Annotated in this window: 15 protein-coding genes and 2 pseudogenes; 6 read left to right on the top strand and 11 right to left on the bottom strand. The window is 68.9% G+C overall.

The annotated features are described in order from the left end of the window. The 9 genes and pseudogenes from MCAG_RS34015 to MCAG_RS26950 all read right to left on the bottom strand — a co-directional run. Positions 1-406: acyl carrier protein (locus tag MCAG_RS34015; protein WP_007076120.1), on the bottom strand; the 406-nt coding region annotated here is incomplete at its 3' end. A gap of 12 nt (positions 407-418) precedes the next feature. Next, a complete protein-coding gene (locus MCAG_RS26985) occupies positions 419-1,246 on the bottom strand; it encodes a methyltransferase domain-containing protein (RefSeq protein WP_007076119.1) in 828 nt (275 codons plus the stop codon). Positions 1,247-1,271: 25 nt separating this feature from the next. Further along, entirely contained in the window at positions 1,272-2,087 is an 816-nt protein-coding gene (locus tag MCAG_RS26980) for an alpha/beta hydrolase (protein ID WP_007076118.1), read from the bottom strand. 350 nt (positions 2,088-2,437) lie between these two features. Next, positions 2,438-5,634 (bottom strand): annotated as a pseudogene (gene fabD / locus MCAG_RS29975) (ACP S-malonyltransferase); the annotation flags it as partial. Next, complete coding sequence (locus MCAG_RS26970; RefSeq protein ID WP_083802364.1) at positions 5,627-6,355, bottom strand: 4'-phosphopantetheinyl transferase superfamily protein; 729 nt, start codon at positions 6,353-6,355, stop codon at positions 5,627-5,629. The pseudogene fabD and the gene MCAG_RS26970, both read right to left, overlap by 8 nt. 72 nt (positions 6,356-6,427) lie before the next feature. Next, positions 6,428-7,234, bottom strand: coding sequence for an ABC transporter permease subunit (locus MCAG_RS26965; protein ID WP_007076115.1), 807 nt, complete (start codon positions 7,232-7,234; stop codon positions 6,428-6,430). Beyond that, on the bottom strand, positions 7,231-8,148 hold the full coding sequence (locus MCAG_RS26960) for an ABC transporter ATP-binding protein (protein ID WP_007076114.1): 918 nt from the start codon (positions 8,146-8,148) through the stop codon (positions 7,231-7,233). The genes MCAG_RS26965 and MCAG_RS26960 overlap by 4 nt, the downstream gene beginning before the upstream one ends. Positions 8,149-8,495: 347 nt before the next feature. After that, positions 8,496-9,557 (bottom strand): alpha/beta fold hydrolase, encoded by a 1,062-nt coding sequence (locus tag MCAG_RS26955; RefSeq protein WP_007076113.1) that lies wholly within the window; start codon positions 9,555-9,557, stop codon positions 8,496-8,498. 868 nt (positions 9,558-10,425) lie between these two features. Continuing rightward, entirely contained in the window at positions 10,426-12,009 is a 1,584-nt protein-coding gene (locus tag MCAG_RS26950) for an LPXTG cell wall anchor domain-containing protein (protein ID WP_007076112.1), read from the bottom strand. 137 nt (positions 12,010-12,146) lie between these two features. On the opposite strand from MCAG_RS26950, the gene MCAG_RS26945 reads away from it, so the two are divergent. Next, the gene (locus MCAG_RS26945; RefSeq protein ID WP_007076111.1) at positions 12,147-13,211 is read left to right on the top strand and encodes a cobalamin-independent methionine synthase II family protein; all 1,065 of its coding nucleotides are present in this window, start codon (positions 12,147-12,149) and stop codon (positions 13,209-13,211) included. A gap of 267 nt (positions 13,212-13,478) precedes the next feature. Continuing rightward, entirely contained in the window at positions 13,479-14,126 is a 648-nt protein-coding gene (locus tag MCAG_RS31495) for a transposase (protein WP_007076110.1), read from the top strand. Positions 14,127-14,202: 76 nt separating this feature from the next. On the opposite strand, the pseudogene MCAG_RS31490 reads toward MCAG_RS31495, so the two are convergent. Continuing rightward, a pseudogene (locus MCAG_RS31490) lies at positions 14,203-14,445 on the bottom strand (transposase); the annotation flags it as partial. Between MCAG_RS31490 and MCAG_RS34010 the strand changes: the two are divergent. From MCAG_RS34010 to chrA, 4 genes are all read left to right on the top strand, one after another. After that, complete coding sequence (locus tag MCAG_RS34010) at positions 14,411-14,605, top strand: hypothetical protein (RefSeq protein WP_198141803.1); 195 nt, start codon at positions 14,411-14,413, stop codon at positions 14,603-14,605. The pseudogene MCAG_RS31490 and the gene MCAG_RS34010 sit on opposite strands and share 35 nt — an antisense overlap. A 65-nt stretch (positions 14,606-14,670) precedes the next feature. Continuing rightward, the gene (locus MCAG_RS26935) at positions 14,671-15,165 is read left to right on the top strand and encodes a Chromate resistance protein ChrB (protein WP_036375445.1); all 495 of its coding nucleotides are present in this window, start codon (positions 14,671-14,673) and stop codon (positions 15,163-15,165) included. Next, the gene (locus MCAG_RS26930) at positions 15,162-15,593 is read left to right on the top strand and encodes a chromate resistance protein ChrB domain-containing protein (RefSeq protein WP_007076107.1); all 432 of its coding nucleotides are present in this window, start codon (positions 15,162-15,164) and stop codon (positions 15,591-15,593) included. The genes MCAG_RS26935 and MCAG_RS26930 overlap by 4 nt, the downstream gene beginning before the upstream one ends. Positions 15,594-15,699: 106 nt before the next feature. Continuing rightward, a complete protein-coding gene (chrA, locus tag MCAG_RS26925) occupies positions 15,700-17,079 on the top strand; it encodes a chromate efflux transporter (protein ID WP_007076106.1) in 1,380 nt (459 codons plus the stop codon). On the opposite strand, the gene MCAG_RS26920 is transcribed toward chrA, so the two are convergent. After that, positions 17,072-17,461 (bottom strand): pyridoxamine 5'-phosphate oxidase family protein, encoded by a 390-nt coding sequence (locus tag MCAG_RS26920; RefSeq protein WP_050778088.1) that lies wholly within the window; start codon positions 17,459-17,461, stop codon positions 17,072-17,074. The genes chrA and MCAG_RS26920 overlap by 8 nt on opposite strands. Positions 17,462-17,699: the final 238 nt, after the last annotated feature.

Below are 17,699 nucleotides of genomic sequence, written 5' to 3'. Positions count from 1 at the left end.
GGGCGTCCACCAGGTCGACCGACCGCACCGAGTTGATCCCCTGGTCCACCAGAGGCACGTCGGGGACGACCACGTCGACCGGCAGGCCGGCGAGCGCCGCGACGTGCCGCCGTACCGGGTCGTCGAGGTCGCCGTCGAGACCCGGCCCGCAGACGGCGGGAGCGGGTGTCGGGACGCGCCGCCGGTCGATCTCCTCGGCCAGCCGGACCGGCGTGGGGTGGTCGTAGACCACCTCCGGGCCCAGGTCCAGTTCGAGCGCAGCGTTGAGCGCGTCGACGAGGTCCATCCCGAGGACCGAACCGATCCCCTGGTCGACGAGGGTTCCCTCGCAGTCGACCGTCTCCGGGGGCACGCCGAGCAGGCGCGCGACCTCCCCGACCACCACCGGTAGCACCACAGCCGCCATCGCTCCGTCCCCTTACCGGTCGGCCGCCGGCCGGCGGCCGGTGCCCAGGTGTAGTTGACGGATCAGCGCGTGTCCGTCGCTGCGCAGCAGGTCACGCCAGCGGCTGGAAACCAGCCCGAGGGTGCGGCTGCTCAGGTAGCCGTCCTGAACCAGCCGGGACGGGATGCCCACTCCCTCGGAACGGGCGAACAGATCGTCGCCGAGCAGGGCGCTGTGCGCGCTGATCACGTCGTAGTCGACGTCCACGAACCCGCCGGCGGCCAGCAGCACCGGCAGTTCCCGGCCGATCCGCGGGTTGCCGCCCTCGTCCTCCCGCGAGCGGCAGTACGCGTCGTACACCTCACGCAGCTCCGGGATGGGCGGGAAGCTCATCAGGTGCATCTCGAAGTCGTTGTCCACAAAGACCGCCCGGCCACCGGGGCGCAGGATCCGGTAGACCTCCCGGATCGCCGTCATCGGCTCGGGCAGGTGTTCCAGCACCAGTCGGATGACGGCGAAGTCGAAGGTGGCCTCCGCATAGCCGGTGTCCAGGATCGAGCCCTGCCGGACCGACACGTCCAGCCCCTGCTCGGACAGGTACCGACTGGCCCGCTCGACCAGCAGCGGGTCGAGTTCCAGGCCGTGCAGGTTCAGACCGGGAAAGGCGGTGGCCAGTTTCTCCAGCAGGTAACCGGGCCCGCAGCCCAGCTCCACCACCGTCAGGCCGGCGGTCAGACCGTAGCCGGCGTACCGCTGGCTCTCCTTGGCCCAGAACAGTTCGACCTGGCCGCCCAGCCGATCGATCTCCGCGTCGACGCTCGCGCCGATCCTGCTCACGTCGTACGAGCCCGTTGTCCCCACTGACTGTCCTCTCTCGTACGGCGGGTCAGCGGGTCACACAACGGGGCAGGAAGGCCAGGATGTGCTCGGCCACTTCCTCCCAGCCGGTGTCCAACATGGCCGCGTGCCCGGTACCGGGCACCAGGATGGGCTCCACCCCGTACGCCCGGGCGGTCCGCTCGGCGACAACCGGCGGGAAGAACCAGTCCTCGGCGCCGGCGATCACCGCGATCGGCACCCGGATCGCACCCGGGTCGCGGACCACGCGCCGGGTCAGCTCCTTGCCCGCGCGCTGCGACTCGCGCTGCATCCGCCGTCCGTACGAGGCGAGCCGCTCGGCGGGCAGGTCACCGTGGAAGAAGCACGAGTAGGGGAACGTCTCGGGCGAGTCCGGCGCGTCCGGCGGCAGCTTGCCGCGGTGCAGCTTCGACAGCTGCATCAGCGGGCGCATGCCGCTGCGCAGCCAGCCGAAGGCGGCGCCCTTGCTGAAGCCGTCCGGAGGCAACGAGGAGAGCAGCACCGCCCCGCGAACCCGGTCGCCGTGCTCGGCCACGACCCGCTGTACGAGGCCGCCGCCCATCGAGTGGCCGACCAGCACCGGCGGCTCGTCGATGGTCTCCAGCACGCTGACCACGTCGGCCACGTACTCGGCCGTCCGGAACGAGTCGATCCGCTCGATGCCGGGGCTGCCACCGTGCCCTCGCAGGCTCGGCGCGTACGAGGCATAGCCCCGGTCGGCCAGGTAGGGCTGAAAGTTCTCCCAACACCAGGCAGCGAAGTAGCCGCCGTGCACGAGCAGCAGCGGCGGCCCGACGGCCGCCGAGGTAGGACCGTCGCGCAGGACCTCCAGCGTTGGTTTCACCGGTGACGCCTTCCTGTAGTCAGGGAGTGGTGGCTCGACGGGACGCGGGGCCCCGGCGCGGAGGCACCGGGGCGTGGGGCGCCGGTGGTCTAGGTCAGGGCGGGGGCCAGCTCCTGCGGCGGCCGTGCCGCCGGCCGGACCAGGTCACGCATCCGCCGGTCGAGCAGTTCGGCGGTGCCGGCCATCAGGCGGTGGCCGATGTCGTCCACGTGCCGGGCCCGCCAGTCCTGCAACGGCGTGCCCTTGACCCACTGGTTGAACGCACCCAGCGCGGGACCGCAGTGCACCTGGAAGTCGACGGTGTTCTCCTCGTCGCCGTCGAGGGCGAGCTGGTTGGAGTAGGCGAAGTACCACTTGAACACCAGCAGCATCCGCTGCTTGGGGTTGGCCGCCGCACGGGTCCCCCTCCTCGGCGGACTTTGTGCTGGCGGACCAACTCCCACACCTCGTCGAAGGTGCGCTTGAAGTAGCGCTGCTCCAACTGCTGGCGGGTCCGGGCGTCGATGTCCTCCAGCGAGTCGTACTGCCGGTACAGGCTGTACAGCTTGTTGGCCCGGGCCGGGAAGAACACCCCCCGGCGCAGCACCTGCACCCGGCTGCCCAACTCGAACATGTCACCGGCCGGGGCGTAGTCGGTGTCTTGGACGTTGATGTCCTGCAACAGGGCCTTGACCGGGTCGCTGGCCCCAGACTCGACGGTGCACTGGTTGATCGACCCGGTGACCAGGTAGTCAGCGCCCAGCACCAGGGCCGCCGCGGCGGCCTCCGGCGTGCCGATGCCGCCGGCCGCGCCGATCCGCACCCGGTCGTGGTACCCGTGCTGGCGCCTCAGGTCGTCACGGAGCCGCAGCATCGCCGGCATGAGCGCGTACGCCACCCCGCCGTCGGTGTGTCCGCCGGAGTCGGCCTCCACGGTCAGGTCGTCGGCCATCGGCAGCTCGGCGGCGAGCGCGGCCTGTTCCGGGGTGACCCCACCGGCGGCGAGCAGGGCCTCCACCACCCGCCGTGGTGCCGGGCTGAGGAAGGCGGTGGCCACCTCGGGACGGGAGACCTTGGCCATGATCCGGTTGCCGGCCCGGACCCGACCGTCCGGACCACGACGCAGCCCGGCCAGGCGGTACCGCACCAGCGCCGGGGAAACGTCGATGAACGCGGAGGCCTCCACCAGTTCGACACCGTGGGCGAGGAACAGGTCGATCTGTTCCTCCTCCCGCTCCGGGTCGCCGTGGCTGTGCAGCAGGTTGAAGCCGTAGGCGGTGCCGGCCGGCAGCCGGCGGCGCAGGTACTCGATGGCGTCGACCACGTCGGGGCGGCGCATCCCGCCGGTGCCGACGAAGGCCAGCATCCCGGCGCGGGCCAACCGCTCAACCAGTTCCTTCGAGGCGATGCCCCTGTACATGGATCCGCTGGCGTAGGCGTGCCGCAGCCCGTACGCGGCGCGGAACTCGTCGTTGCCGAGCACGGTACCGCCGGTCGGCGCCGACGCCTCCCCGATCGCCCGGGTGCGGGCCGGCGCGGGAGCCGCCGCGACGGGAGCCACCACCGGAGGGATGACGGCCGCTGGCGTGACGACGGGCGGTGTGACGGCCGCTGGTACGACCACCGGTGGCGTGACGACGGGCCGTGCGGAGGTTCGTCCGGAGGGAGCGGCCGAGGCACGGGCCGATGGGACCGGGTCGGCCAGGTCGTCGAGGACCAGCGGTGCCGCCTCCCGTTGGATCGCCCGGGTCAGGCCGGTGAGGACCGCGCCGGGACCGACCTGCTCGACGGTGACGCCCCGGGCCAGCAGATAGCGGACCGTGTCAGTCCAGTTGACCGAGCTGGCGATCTGGCGCACCAGCAGATCCGCGACGTCGGCGCCATACGGTCGCGCGGTGACGTTGGAGATCACCGGGATGCTCGGCGCAGGCAGGGTGAACCCGGCCAGGAACGCGCCGAATTCTCGCTGCGCGTCCCGCATGTAGCGGGAGTGGAACGCACCGCTGACGTTCAACGGCACGAACCGGGCACCGGCCGTGGTGAGCAGGTCCCGACAGGCGAGCACGTCGGCGCGCGGACCGGAGAGCACCACTTGGGACGGTGTGTTCAAGTTGGCCAGGACGACCGTGTCCCGGCCGTCGCGGGCGAGGAGGGCGCTGACATCGTCGGCGGGCAGTCCGATCACCACCGCCATCCCGCCACCGGTCGCGGCACACATCAGCTCGCCCCGGCGGCGTACCAGGGTCAGTCCGGTGGCGAAGTCGAACACCCGGGCGGCGAACAGCGCATCGTACTCACCCAGGCTGTGACCGGCCAGGAAATCCGGCTCGCGGCCGGTACGGGCGAGCTGCCGCAGGTAGCTCAGCGCGTTGACCACGTACAGCGCCGGCTGGGTGTACTCGGTCCGGTCCAGCCGCCCGTGCGGGTCCTCCAGACAGGTCTCCCGTACCGACCAGCCGAGCACCTCGTCGGCCTGGGCCACCAGCTCGGGGAACTCGTCGAACAGGTCCGCGCCCATGCCCTTGCGCTGTGCGCCCTGACCGGGAAAGACGTACGCGAGCATGGGTTGGTCCTCTCTGGTCTGGCCGGCCGGACCGCTCCGCCGTGCCGCCGGTGCCGGCGACCCCACCAGGTGGCACAGTTCGGCCAGGGTGCGGGGCTCGGCGTGGAACGGCGTGAGCACGGTGTGACTGGACCGCGACGCGACACTGTTCTGGCGCAGCGTCGCGGTCAGCGGGGTACCGGGGCCGATCTCGACGTAGCGGTGGCTGCCGACCGAGGCCACCGCACGCAGCGCGTCGACCGCGCGGATGGGCTCGCGCAGCACCCGCCACCAGTGCCCCGGAGGCAGCGCCGTCAGCGGCCCGCCGGTGGCGCAGGAGACCATCGGCAGGCGCAGCGGCCGCCCCGTGCCCACCTCCGACAGCCCGTCAAACTCGGGTCGGGCCGCCTCGACGTACGCGGAGTGGAAGGCGTAGCCGACCGGCAGCCGCTGGTGGGCGATCCGCCGCGCGTCGAGCAGGCGGGCGAGTTCGTCCAGGGTGTCCGGGGCACCGGCGACGACGAAGTACTCCGGGCCGTTGACCGAGACCAGCTCGCACCGGTCCCGCAGCAGGGGCTCCGTGGCGGTCAGCTGCGGCGGCGCCAGCACCGCCATCATTCCGCCCGGCGGGCAGCTATGGATGACCCGTTCGGCGTGTCCGCAGACCAGGTCCAGGGCGGTCTCCGCGTCGAGCGCCCCGGCGATCGTGGCGGCGGCAACCTCGCCCAGGCTGGCGCCGAGCACGTGGTCGGGGCGGACGCCCCGACGGATCAGCAACCGCGCCGTCGCGTACTGCACCATGAAGATCGCCGGGTGGGTGTCGCGCAGGTCGTCGAAGGGCCGGCCGGGCGGCGTCGACCGGTCGTAGAGCCGGGTGAGGACCCCGTGCCCCCGGCGGGCCGCGAGCCGATCGTCGAGCGCGACGAGGTCGTCGCGGAAGTCCGGGTACGCCCGCCACAGCTCCTCGCCCATGCGCGGGTACTGCGAGCCCTGCCCCGGAAACAGGAAGACCAGGCCGTCAGCCAAGGCGCACCTCCGCCGGGCTGCCCAGGGTGCCGGCTGGCAGGGTCAGCGGGTCCAGCCGGGTGTACCGGGGCAGCGCCAACGCCAGGCAGTACGCGCCGATCCGGACGGTCATCGCGGCGAACTGGAAGAAGTTGCGGAACTCGAACCGGACACAGCCGACGGTGGCGACCGCCGCCGAGACCTCCAGCAGCGGCATCGGTACGGTCAGTCCGGTCCGCATCGCCTTGGTCAGCGACTCCCGGGCGCTCCACAGCCGCACCGCCGCTTCCAGCAGCGGCAGTCCGAGCTGGTCGACCAACGCCCGCTCGTCTCCGCTGAGCTGCCGCAGCAGGGTGGGGAGGCGACTTTCGTCGATCTGCTCCAGGTCGACGCCCATCGGATGCGCCTCGTCGAACGCGACGGCTGCGGCGGCGGGTCCATTGTGTGTAATGCTCACCTGCACACCGGCCCGAGCGGTACCGCGCACGACCGGGTGGCCGAAAACTCCCCGGTCGATCCGGAATCCCGCCGGGTCCGGCTCGCCGACCAGCGCCGCGACCGCTCGCTTTCCCACGTACCGACCGATCAGATAGTCGCCACGGCGCTTGGGATAGCGCAGGCCCGCCAGGTAACCGGCCTCCTCCGGGTGCAGGTAACCCGACGGTCCGTCCCCCCGTGGACCGTCGAACGCGTCCGTCACACAGAGCACGCCCCGGTGATCACCCTCTTTTCTGCGCAGCATCAGCTGACGCAAGAAATCCCCCACCTCGCCCCCCAGCGAAAACAACCCGTACTGCCCCCCGGCGAGGAAGCGTCAGGCTGATAGATCCTTGCGGTTGTAGGTCAGATACGAAAGCACCGTTCCCGCCGTGATCACGGACGCGAAAAGCACCAGGTAGACGGCGCTGATCGCCCCGTTTCGAACAATGTCTGCCGCGTCGACGTACGCGAAGAAGGACAGGTACCGCACCCAGCCGGCGTTCTCACTCGAATTCGCGACGATAAGCAGGAAGTAGGCGAGCAGCACCAGGCTGATGGAGATCGGGTAAACGGTCCTGGCCCGCACCACGTAGACCGAGAGCAGGAATCCGACCACGACGAACGCCAGGTGCACCAGCAACGACCCGACACTGAGCACGGCCAGCGTCCCGAGGTCGTACCCCTCCTGCTCGAACGCCGCGAACATCCCCCACACGGCGAGGAAGAGCACGAGGTTGAGGGCCACCGTGTAGACCACCACGGCGGCGAGCTTCGCCGTCACGACCGAACTTCTCGTCACGGGCTTGACTAGGAGGAACTCGACAGTCTTGTCGTCCTCCTCCTTGGCCAGGATGGTCGCGGCGAGCATGATCACGTAGACGCTGCCCAGCAGGAGCAGCAGCGAGTAGATCCGGCCGCCGTAGTAGTCGACGATCTCGGTGAGCCGGAGGCTGTCCAGGCCGAACAGCTCGATCTCGGTCGGCGAGAACTGCTCCAGGGCCGCCTGCGCGTTCCGGTTCTCCCGGTAGAAGGTCGGATACTCCGCCATCCGGAACAAGCTCAGCAGCGGCAGCACGGCCGCCCAGATCAGAAAGCCTCGCCGGTGCCGGCGCAACTCGTTGCGGAACAGTACGCCGCTCACCGGGCCACCCCATCCCCGTCGGCGGCGGACCGCTCCGCGTCGCCCTGGTAGTAGTGCAGGAAGATTTCCTCCAGCGGAGGGTCTTCGATCCAGACGTCCTCGACCTCGTGCCGGGCCAACTGTTTGACCAGGTCGTCGATGCCGCCCCGATAGATCAGTTCGACGTCGGCGCCGGGCCCTGCTGGCCGGTGCGCCCCGGGCAGGTCGAGCGTCGCCCCAGGGTTGCGTAGCTTGACCCTGACCCGCTTGTACTGGCCGACCCCGAGGCCGTCGACCCGCTCCACGTCGATGATCCGACCGTCGCGGATGATGGCCACCCGGTCGCACAACCGCTGCACCTCGCTGAGTACGTGCGAGGAGAAGAAGATCGTGCGGCCCTGCTCTTTCTCCGCGCGCAGCAACTCGAAGAAAGTGTGCTGGACGAGCGGGTCCAGCCCGCTGGTCGGCTCGTCGAGGATCAGCAGGTCGGGCTCGTGCAGCAGGGCCTGCACGATGCCGACCTTCTTACGGTTGCCGGTGGACAGCGACCGGATGCGCTTGCCCAGGTCGAGGCCGAGCGCCTGGCTGAGTTCGGCGATCCGGGCCGACGCGGCCACCCCGTGGAACCGGGCGGACAGGTCGAGCAGTTCCCCGGCGCGCATGTCGTCGTAGTAGTTGACGTCGGCGGGCAGGTACCCGATCCGCTTCTTGATCTCCTGCCCCTGGCTCACCACGTCCAGGTCGAAGATCCTGGCCGAGCCACTGGTCGGCCGGAGGAAACCGAGCAGCGTACGGATCGTCGTGGTCTTGCCGGCCCCGTTGGGGCCGATAAACCCGAAGATCTCGCCCTGCTCGACCTGGAATGTCACGTCCTCGACACCGCGCGCCTTACCGTACCGCTTCGTCAGGGAGCGGATGTCGACAACGGGAGACAAGCTTCCTCCTACAGAGCGGGTAGAACAAAACTACGTGCGGCCCGGCGGCCGGCGCGCCACCAGCCTGAAGGGCCAGGATAAATTAACTGAACGGACAGCGCCACTTTACCGGCGGGAAACATTCCGACTGTCGACAAATAGTCAAACAATGGCGATTTCGAAGCGACTCGAGCGTACTTGATGGAGTCACACCTGATCAAGCCCGACACCGACGCCAGTCGATGGCCAAGGATAATCGCAATCCGCCCCGGTACGGACGATTCGAGTTGTCCGCTCCGATCTGTCGCGGGATGTCCTCATTGGACGCCGACCCCGACCGCAGGCCCCCGACCCGACCCTCCGTGCGGCTACCGCCCATGCGGATCGGGTGGAACGCCCAACATGGGCACGCCCCTGATCTCGGCAATGAACTCCTCGATCGCCCGGACAAACTCCTCCGGCTTCCGCCGGTGGATCACATGGTTCGCGGGGATCCTGCGGTAGACCGCACCCGGGACCAGCGCGCACACCCGCCGCGCGTCGTCGTCGTCCATCGCGCCGACCAGACCGTGCTCTGCGTAGCGGTGCCAGTTGGCGTGAAGCAGCAACAGCGGACAGCGCACCGCCCGCAGCGCCGCCTCGTGCGAGAAGTCTCCGTAGAAGCGGCGATCCACGAAGGCACGGGCGAAATCCGGGTCGAACATCGACAGCGAGCGGAAGAGTTCGCCCATGGAGGCCGGCAACCACCACGCGTCCGCTCCGGACGGTTGCCCCGGATGCCGCTGTTCGTAGCGGGTGATCGCCCGGTCGAGCAGATCGACGAACCAGCCCGGCATTCGTTTCGTCCGCCGCTCGGACACCGGCAGCCCCTGACCGCGGAAGTAGTCCGCCAGATGCCGATTCTCGCGATCACCCAGCACCTCGACGATGTGCGCCAGACCGTTGTAGACGAAGCGATCACGCTCGGCGAAGCGGGGCATCTCCACAGAGAAGACCGGAGCGTCCTCCAGCACGATGCCGGAGACCAGGCCCGGCGCGTTGGCCGCCAGCCACAGCGCGAGGATCCCGCCCGAGGAGTTGCCGCTGACTACTGCCGGCCGCCCGACCATCCGCTCGAGAAAAAGCCGCAGGTCGCCGCCGACCGAGTCCCAACAGTAGTTTCCCGGCGTCCAGGACGAGTTCCCGTGCCCGCGCAACTCCACCACGAAGACCGAGAAGCGCTCCGCCAACGCCGGCATGACCTTGGCGTACGTCGTCCACGTGCCCATCTGCGCCGGTACCAGCACCAGCGGCGGACCCGCCTCGGGACCACGCAGGTAGCTCAGGACGATCCCGTCCAGCTCGGCGAACTCGTGCCGGTAGCCGATCCCGGACAGCTCGGTGGGGAGCGGCTCGCTTTGCCCCTCGAAGGGGTTGCGGTACGTGGTCATCTGCCGTGCTCATCCCTTCAGGTCCTGCTTGTCGGGGCGGAGGTAATTTTCCCACCTTCTCCGTTTGCGACACCTTGCCGCGCGCCGACAGTGCGACCTTCTTCCCGACGTCATCACCCATCGCGATGAAACTCTGTTGGCGGGACCAGGGTCGACGGGCTCACCTGCCGCCTTCCGCACGCCGGACGATCGGCGCGGCCGGCTCGCCCGTCCGCCGGTCGCGAACGGAATCAGGCGAGGTCGACGCGGATTCCAATCCACCCGCCCTCTCACGTACTGTCGGATCGAGCTGTTTCTCCCCCGACGCACCGTCGAACGCCATATCTCCAGCCGGCCGGACGCGCGCTGGTCGATAGGGTTGCGTGGGCGAGAGCATGATCGATATCGGCTTGGCCGGTGTGGTGTGCTTGGTCGGTGAGGTTGTCGTCTCGTGTTCGGTCCTGGTCTCCGCCGGCGTCGGCGTTCGTCGGGTTCCGGTTCCCGCCCGAGGTGATCGTGCTGGCCGTCCGAGGTGATCGTGCTGGCCGTCCGCTGGTACCTGCGGTTCAACCTCTCCTAACGGGATTCGGCGTGGCACCACGTCGAACGACCCGCCAACAATCCGATCGAGGCCGATGCCGCCGGCCTCGCGGTGGACCTGCCCGCCTCCTGACCCGTTCAGCCGATACCGGCCACCGGTCAGCGACATGCCCGCTGAGCGGATCAGTAGTTGCAGATCTCCCCACCCGGGTGTCGCCGCAGATGTTCTGACCGGAGTGCTGATCCGACGCCGGCGTTCCGGGCAGCCCGGCAACGTCCAGTGCTCGACAGGGCTCAGCGAAAGGGGGCACCGCCGAGGCCGGCGGAACCCCCTGCATCGGAGCCGGTGCTACTCGCTGAAGGTGACGATCCGCCGCCGCCTGGCGAAGAAGAACAGCGCCGCGCCGATCGCCACGACCCCACCGCCGATCCCGCCGAGGAACGCCGCGTTGGCCCCGGTGACCGGCAGGCCACCGCCACTGCCGCCCACCGTGACGACCAGCTCGACCTCGTCGTTGGCCGGGTTGGGATCGGCGTTCGCCGGGTACGTGCGGACCCGCAGGGTGCCGTCGTTACCCGGCGTGGAGATGATCCGGAGCTTCATCTTCTCCTTGACGCCCTGGTAGCCGGAGGCCTTGGCCGGGAACTCGCTTTCGGTGCTGCAGCTTACCTCGGACAATTCCTTGACCGGATGGCCATCCTCGTCGCTGAAGTTGCACCACGGCCCGTCGTATTCGTCGTCGCGGACCAGGACGGTGCCGGCCGGCGCCTTGAACGTCCAGCTGGCACCGCCGTCGGACGGCCCATTGTTGATCACCGCGTACGGGATCTCGACGGTGTCGCCGATGTCGCCGCTGACCGGCTCCGCGGTGATGGCGAAGTCGTGCGTGTTCGGCTTGGTCCAGATGGCGAAGCCGGCCCAGTTGTTTGCGGTGTTGCCCTCACGCCGGCTGGCAGCCCGAGTGGTGGGCTTCAGCTCGGCGACCGCGTCCGCGAACGTCTTACCGGATGACCCCTTGCGGGTCAGCTTACTCGGCGCGCGCTCCGCCTCAAGGTCGTCGACGAAGCCGACCTGGACGGCTCCGCCAGTCTCGTCGGGACCGCGGAGGTTCTTGCCGAACGCGACGTGGAAGAGGGACCTGCCAGTCTCGTCGGCGAAGTTGAGTCCTTCGCCGCCAGCGAGCGGGTCCAGGTCCGCAGGTGCCGGGCAGGTGACCACGTTGGGGCCGTACACGTAACCGTCGGGGTGCTCGCCCGGCCACCAGTCCCGGTACTCGCAGTCCGAGTACCGCTCGACGATGCCGGCGCCCGTGGGCACCGAGATCTGGACGTACCAGTCGCCGGCCGGTGTGTCGCCGTCGTTGTAGATGGCGGCCCTTACCGGACGCACGTCGCCGCCGCCGACGGGGTCGTCCGCGCTGTTGATGTCCGCGGTGAACGCGACCAGGTCGGGACCACTCTCGACGATGGAGACCTCGAGGTCACCGCCGCCGGTGTATTCGGTGCCGTCGGGGCCGAACGCGCGTATCGTGCCCTTGACCGTGCCGGCGGGGCCCGGCTTGGACTGCTGCTTGCTCTTGAGTTCGAACGCATGCGTCCATTCGGTGTGCTCCGCAGCCAGGGCCGGGAGATGACAGGTGACGATCTGACGGTCGAGCTGACAGTGGTCGATCCAGTCGGGCACGCTGATGTCGATGTCGCGCAGCCCGCTGGCGTCGAATGTCATCGTCACGTCACTGGCCAGTTCGTCGCCCCAGTTGTAGGCGTAGGCCCCGACCAGCCGACCGCTGTTGTCGACTTCGCCGACCGTGTCGTAGGAGATCTCCAGCTGCGGTCCCGCGGCCAGCACGGGTGAAGATATCGAAGCGCCGACGGACGTGGCGACCACCAGCGCGGCCGCGCCCGCCACCAGGCGGAGCTTGAGGAAGGACATGGGGCTGGAAGATACATGAGCATTCCTCGCCGCACTGCCCGGTGGACGTCAGGAGCGCGCCCTGGTTACCGACGTTCTCCACGCCGCGGTCGCCGATCGCCATTGATCGATAGCAGTATTCTTATTATTTTACGTACATGATGATTCCCTCCGAACCAATCGGCAGCATCCCTCGTCCCGCATCGCTCCTCGCCGGGCTGGATGACCATGCCGCCGGTCGCATCGGACCAGAGCAACTTCAGGACCTCTATGACGCCGCCCTTCGCGACACAATCTCGCGTTTTGAGGCGACCGGCTCCTCGGTGATCACGGATGGTGAGCAGACCAAGCCAAGCTTCGCCACCTACCCATTGCAGGGCTTGACCATGCTTGCTCCCGATGGTGCGGTCATCCCGTTCGCCGATGGACACACCCGGCAGCTTCCACGCCTCACGGCCGGACCCTTCCGGTACGGAGTCCGGTCCGCGACGTACGTGACCGCGGCTCGGGCGTTGACGACCACCCAGGTGAAGCAGGCCGTTATCGCTCCCTCGGCGCTGAGCCTGCTGTATCCGACCGGCGGCGTCGACGGATATTCCCGGGAGGAATTCCTCGCTGACCTGATGGACGAGGCGGAAGCCGACATCCGGGGAGCGCTCGATGCTGGTGCGGCCTCAGTGCAGGTCGATTTCACGGAGGGACGGCTCTCGCTCAAACTTGACCCGTCAGGCGGTTTGCTCAGGTCGTTCATCGAACTCAACAACGCTGTACTCGACCGTTTTAGCGAGGCCGAACGGGCCAGGCTCGGGGTGCATACCTGTCCGGGTGGCGATCAGGATTCGACGCACAGCGCCGACATCGACTACGCCGACCTGCTGCCGAGCCTGCTCCAGCTACGTGTCGGCACATTCTATATCCAGCTTGCCAGCGAACCCGACCCCGAACGGGTGCTGGAGATCGTCGCCGATCACGCACGACCTAGTCAGCGGATCTTCGTCGGTGTCACCGACCCGATCAACCCCGTCGTCGAAACACCCGAGCAGGTATGCGACCGGGTACTGCTCGCGGCCCGCTACCTGGGCACCGACCGCCTGGGCACCTGCGACGACTGTGGCTTCTCGCCGTTCGGTGACGATGTGTCCACCTCCCGCGACACCGCCTTCGCCAAGATCAAAGCCCGTATCGAGGGAACGGCCCTCGCGGCGACCGCGCTCGGCGGCTAGCTAGGGCTGCACCACCCCGTCCATGACGTGGCGGACCCTGGCCTCGGCTGGGTACTGGCCGGTTAGGAAGTGTCTGGTGCTCAGCCTGAGCCCGCCACGGCCGCCGATCACCTCGCCGTTGGCGCGGATCGGAACGATCTCGTCCCGGGCCTAGCTTGATCTTTGACCTGCGGGGCGGTGGTGTCGTCCTTGGCTGATCATGGGGACAGTCCTTGATCGATCATTCCTCTTGTCTGGGGAAGAAGATCGCATACCAGGGGTTGTCTGGTGATCGGTGTGCTCGATGCCAGGTCGACCGGTGAGGTCGGGCGGCTGGCCGCGTTCCGGTGCGAGTTCCACGTCTGTCTGACCGCTGGCCGGGGTGCGTTGTTCGAGCTGGCCGATGCGCTGTTGTGCGCGGACGCGCCGGTGCGGTCCCTGATGGAGTTGTCGCTGGTGGGTGAGTGCCGTCGCGGTCACGGCTCGTTGTATGCGGCGTTGAACCGTGGTCGGATCGACATCGGTCGGCTGTGGACCGCGGTGGCGGTGGTGCCGCTGCCGCGGGCCGCTGACGGCCGGCTCGTCTTGGCGGTGGACGTCACCTGCTGGCTGCGGCCGGAGGCGCACACCTGTCCGGAGCGCGTTTCTGCTACACCCAGCTACGCCTCGCCCGAGGCGCCGTCGGCGACCACGCCGACCATGGGAACGCCCAGCCCCCCGAGCGACTCACACCCGCCCGCGTCCGGCGAGGGTTGCGGCACCTGCGCAGCAAAGCCGGCAACCCCGCCCGCGCGCCGAAACCCTCCCGGCCAGGACCCGGCCGACCACCCGGACTACCCAACCGCCACCCGACAGCCCGCCACGACGTCCACATCGCCACCGCCGCTACCAGCACAAGCCGAAAGGCGACACGAAGAAAACGAAGACTTCGGATAACCCGAGGCCACGCCGCACAGGTTAAAGATCAAGGCTAGAGGACGTCTGATTCACGTTTTTTGCGAGTGATGCGTGTTTATGTGTCTCGCCAGGTTGGGGTGGTTTCGTTGGTGAGGCGTTTGGCGAGGTTGTCGATCATGGCGATGCGGATCATGCTGGCGGAGTTGTCGGGTAGGGCTTCGTAGTCGCGGGCGAGGCGTCGGTGCTGCATGATCCAGCCGAGGCTGCGTTCGACGACCCACCGCCGCTTGACTACTGAGAATCCCCTGGCCTATGGGTCTTTGGTGACGATTTCGACGTCGATGCCGAGGGTGGCGCCCGATCCGTTGCAGTCGCTGGGCTTGGCTCTGCTTCTCGGCCAAGAACCGCAGGGTGAGGTCGATGCCCTCGATCTCTCCGAGCCACCCTTCGGCCTGGGCGCGAGACCGTGGATTTCGCTGGTGGCGAGCCGCATCCCCTCCGCCTCGCTGCGGAATTGACCCTGGACCCGATGATGCAACCGTGGTTACATTGGTTCTCGTTGCATCAGGGGGAGGTGGTGGCTGTGGGCTCAAAGCCGGGCGAGTGGGTCCTGCTTGCCTACCGGGTGCCTCGGGAGCCGTCGTCGCCGCGGATCGCGATCTGGCGGCGGCTCAAGCAGTTCGGCGTCGCGCAGATCGGCGACGGCCTCGTCGGACTACCCGCCGATGCCCGGACCCGGGAGCAGCTGGAGTGGGTTGCCGACGACGTGGCGGCTGCGAATGGCACGGCGAGTGTGTGGCTGGCCCGACCGGCGTCGGCTGCGGCAGAGCGTGAGCTGGCCGGGCAGATGGCGGCGGCCCGCGCGGTCGAGTACGCGAAGATCGCTGCCGAGGCCGACACCTCCAGGCAGCTGGGCGGGCAGGAGCGGGCCACGGCGGTCCGCCGGTTGCGCGGGGAGCTGCACCGCGTCCAGCGTCGGGACTTCTTTCCGCCACCGGAACGGGATGTCGCCCAGCAGGCGGTCGCCACGCTCGCGGGCGAGCCGGCGACGGAGCCGGTACGTGGGGGTGCGTCGTGAGGTGGGCGACCCGAGCCGGGGTGCACATCGATCGAGCGGCCTGTGCGTGGCTGATCCGCCGGCATGTTGATGCGCAGGCAGAGTTCGTCTTCGTCGCGGATCCGTCCGAGGTTCCGGCTGACGCGACGCCGTTCGACATGCGCGGAGTCGACCTGTCGCATCACGGGTCGGACTGCACGTTCGAGACGATCCTGCGCCGTTACGACCTCGCCGATCCGGTGCTCTGGCGGATCGCTGAGATCGTGCACGAGGCCGACATCGACGACGGACGCTACGACGCGCCGGAGGCGGCCGGCCTGGACGTCGCTCTGCGCGGCCTGTCGATGGTCTGCGACGACCCTCGCACGCTGGAACTCACCGCGCCCCTGTTCGACGGCCTCTACGAGTACCACCGTCGCGCCCTGCTTCTGGGTCGCACGCCCGCATAGCCCGCCCACCCCGCCATCACGCGACGCGTCCGAGGCGTGCGCGCGTTGGATCCTGCCCGCCATCCCTGAGCCCGACCGGCCACCCATTCGAGTTGGAGGTCCTGCGGTGACGACCACCGAACCCCCGGCGACCCGTGACGTCGTACCCTTCGGCCAGGCCGTGAAGGCGTGGTTCACCATCTCGTTGCAGACCTTCGGCGGACCGGCCGGGCAGATCGCCGTCATGCAGCGCCACCTGGTCGATGAGCGCCGCTGGATCGGGCAACGCCGGTTTCTGCACGCCCTGAACTACTGCATGCTGCTGCCCGGTCCCGAGGCCCAGCAGCTCGCGATCTACGTCGGCTGGCTACTCAACGGCATCCGGGGTGGCCTGGTAGCCGGGACCCTGTTCGTGCTTCCCGGGCTGGTCGCGCTGCTGGCGCTGTCGGCGATCTACGTCGGCTACGGCGACACCCACGCCGTGACCGCCGTGTTCGCCGGTCTCGCCCCGGCCGTGGTCGCGATCGTCGCTCAGGCGGTGTGGCGGGTCGGCAGCCGGGCTCTGAACAACAGGGTCCTGGTCGGATTCGCGGTCGTCGCGGTCGTCGCGCTCGCCGTGTTCGGTGTGCCGTTCCCGGTCGTCATCGCGGTCGCCGCGCTCGCCGGTTGGGCCGTGCACCGGTGGCGGCCGCAACTCGTCACGGCCGGTGGGCACGGCGGCAACAGCAAGGACGGGCCGGCGCCGTTGATCCCGGACGACGCCCTGCATCACGACAGCCCGTCCGCTCGGCGCGCCGTCACGATCCTCGCCGTCGGGCTCGTCGCCTGGTTAGCTCCGGTCGCGCTGGTCGCCGTGACCACCGGGGTCGGCAGCGTCTACACCCAGCAGGGGTTGTTCTTCTCCGGCACAGCGGTGGTCACCTTCGGGGGCGCCTACGCCGTCCTGGCCTACGTCGCGCAACGGGCTGTCGAGGACTATGGCTGGCTTTCTGCCGGGGACATGGTCCGCGGCCTGGCCCTGGCCGAGAGCACTCCCGGTCCGCTGATCATGGTGGTGCAGTTCGTCGCGTTCCTCGGCGCCTACCACCACCCGGGCAGCCTCGACCCTTGGGTCGCGGGAGTGGTGGGTTCGCTGCTGACCACCTGGGTCACCTTCGTGCCCTGCTTCCTGTTCATCCTGCTCGGCGCCCCCTACGTCGAACGACTTCGTACCAACCACACCCTCTCCGCCGCGCTGACCGGCATCACCGCCGCCGTCGTCGGCGTGATCGCCAACCTCGGCCTGTACTTCACCGTCCACACCCTGTTCGCTGACAGCCACACCGTCACCAGCGGGCCGCTGCGCCTGGAACTGCCGGAACTAGGCACGGTGCGGTGGATACCTCTGGGCATCGCTGTCATCGCCGGTGTGCTGATCTTCCGGTTCAGGTGGTCCGTTCTGCGTGTCCTCGGAGTCAGCGCCCTCCTCGGCCTCGCCGCCGGGCTGGCCGGCCTGCCCGTCACCTGACCAGCAGAGCAACACGAGCACAGGTATGGCTCATGAGGAGCAGCGACACCCGGTGGGAGGCTCTCAGGTTGCCGGTTGACAGGTACTGGCGGTTACCGCGGAAGTCCGCCCAAGCGAGAAGGCAGGCGCCCGCTTCGGCACCGATGACTTTGAGGAAGTCGGGCAGACCGCCACGGTACCGCACGTACGGCCACCCGCTCTCGCCGACTGTTGCGAGATAGAAGCCGTCCCGGTCGGCGATGTAGTCGACCTCGTCGTCGCCGAGAACGCCATCGGTGTGCCAGTTGGCCGTCATTCGCTGCATTGCGGTGTAGCTGCCGTACTCCCTCTGTGCGGCCTCCACCGACGGAGTCGTGAGCGCTGCCAGGTATTGGTGCGACATGATGCCCTCCCCTGGGGTTTCGCTCAGTGCCGTCGGGAGGTCTGCACCGAACGGGCAGCGATCGCTGCGACGAGGACGGTGCAGGCCGTGACGAGCGCGCCTGTGGCCGGGCGCCAACCCGCCGGCTGGAGCACCTCAAGCCACTCGACGGTCAGAGCCACCGCCGCCGAGAACCACGAACTGCACACCGGCAGAGCCGGTCAGCTGATCGCCCTTCCCGCCGCCAACAACCGCTGAT

It is taken from the genome of Micromonospora sp. ATCC 39149, from assembly GCF_000158815.1.
Classification (GTDB): domain Bacteria; phylum Actinomycetota; class Actinomycetes; order Mycobacteriales; family Micromonosporaceae; genus Micromonospora.
This window is presented reverse-complemented; position numbering and strand designations above follow the sequence as displayed.

What these genes read in the sequence shown, in the direction of transcription:
- MCAG_RS26970 (WP_083802364.1), bottom strand. Translation starts at nt 6,355, where the DNA reads ATGCTGCGCAGAAAAGAGGGTGATCACCGGGGCGTGCTCTGTGTGACG.
- MCAG_RS26955 (WP_007076113.1), bottom strand. Translation starts at nt 9,557, where the DNA reads ATGACCACGTACCGCAACCCCTTCGAGGGGCAAAGCGAGCCGCTCCCC.
- MCAG_RS26950 (WP_007076112.1), bottom strand. Translation starts at nt 12,009, where the DNA reads ATGTCCTTCCTCAAGCTCCGCCTGGTGGCGGGCGCGGCCGCGCTGGTG.
- MCAG_RS26945 (WP_007076111.1), top strand. Translation starts at nt 12,147, where the DNA reads ATGATGATTCCCTCCGAACCAATCGGCAGCATCCCTCGTCCCGCATCG.
- MCAG_RS26920 (WP_050778088.1), bottom strand. Translation starts at nt 17,461, where the DNA reads ATGTCGCACCAATACCTGGCAGCGCTCACGACTCCGTCGGTGGAGGCC.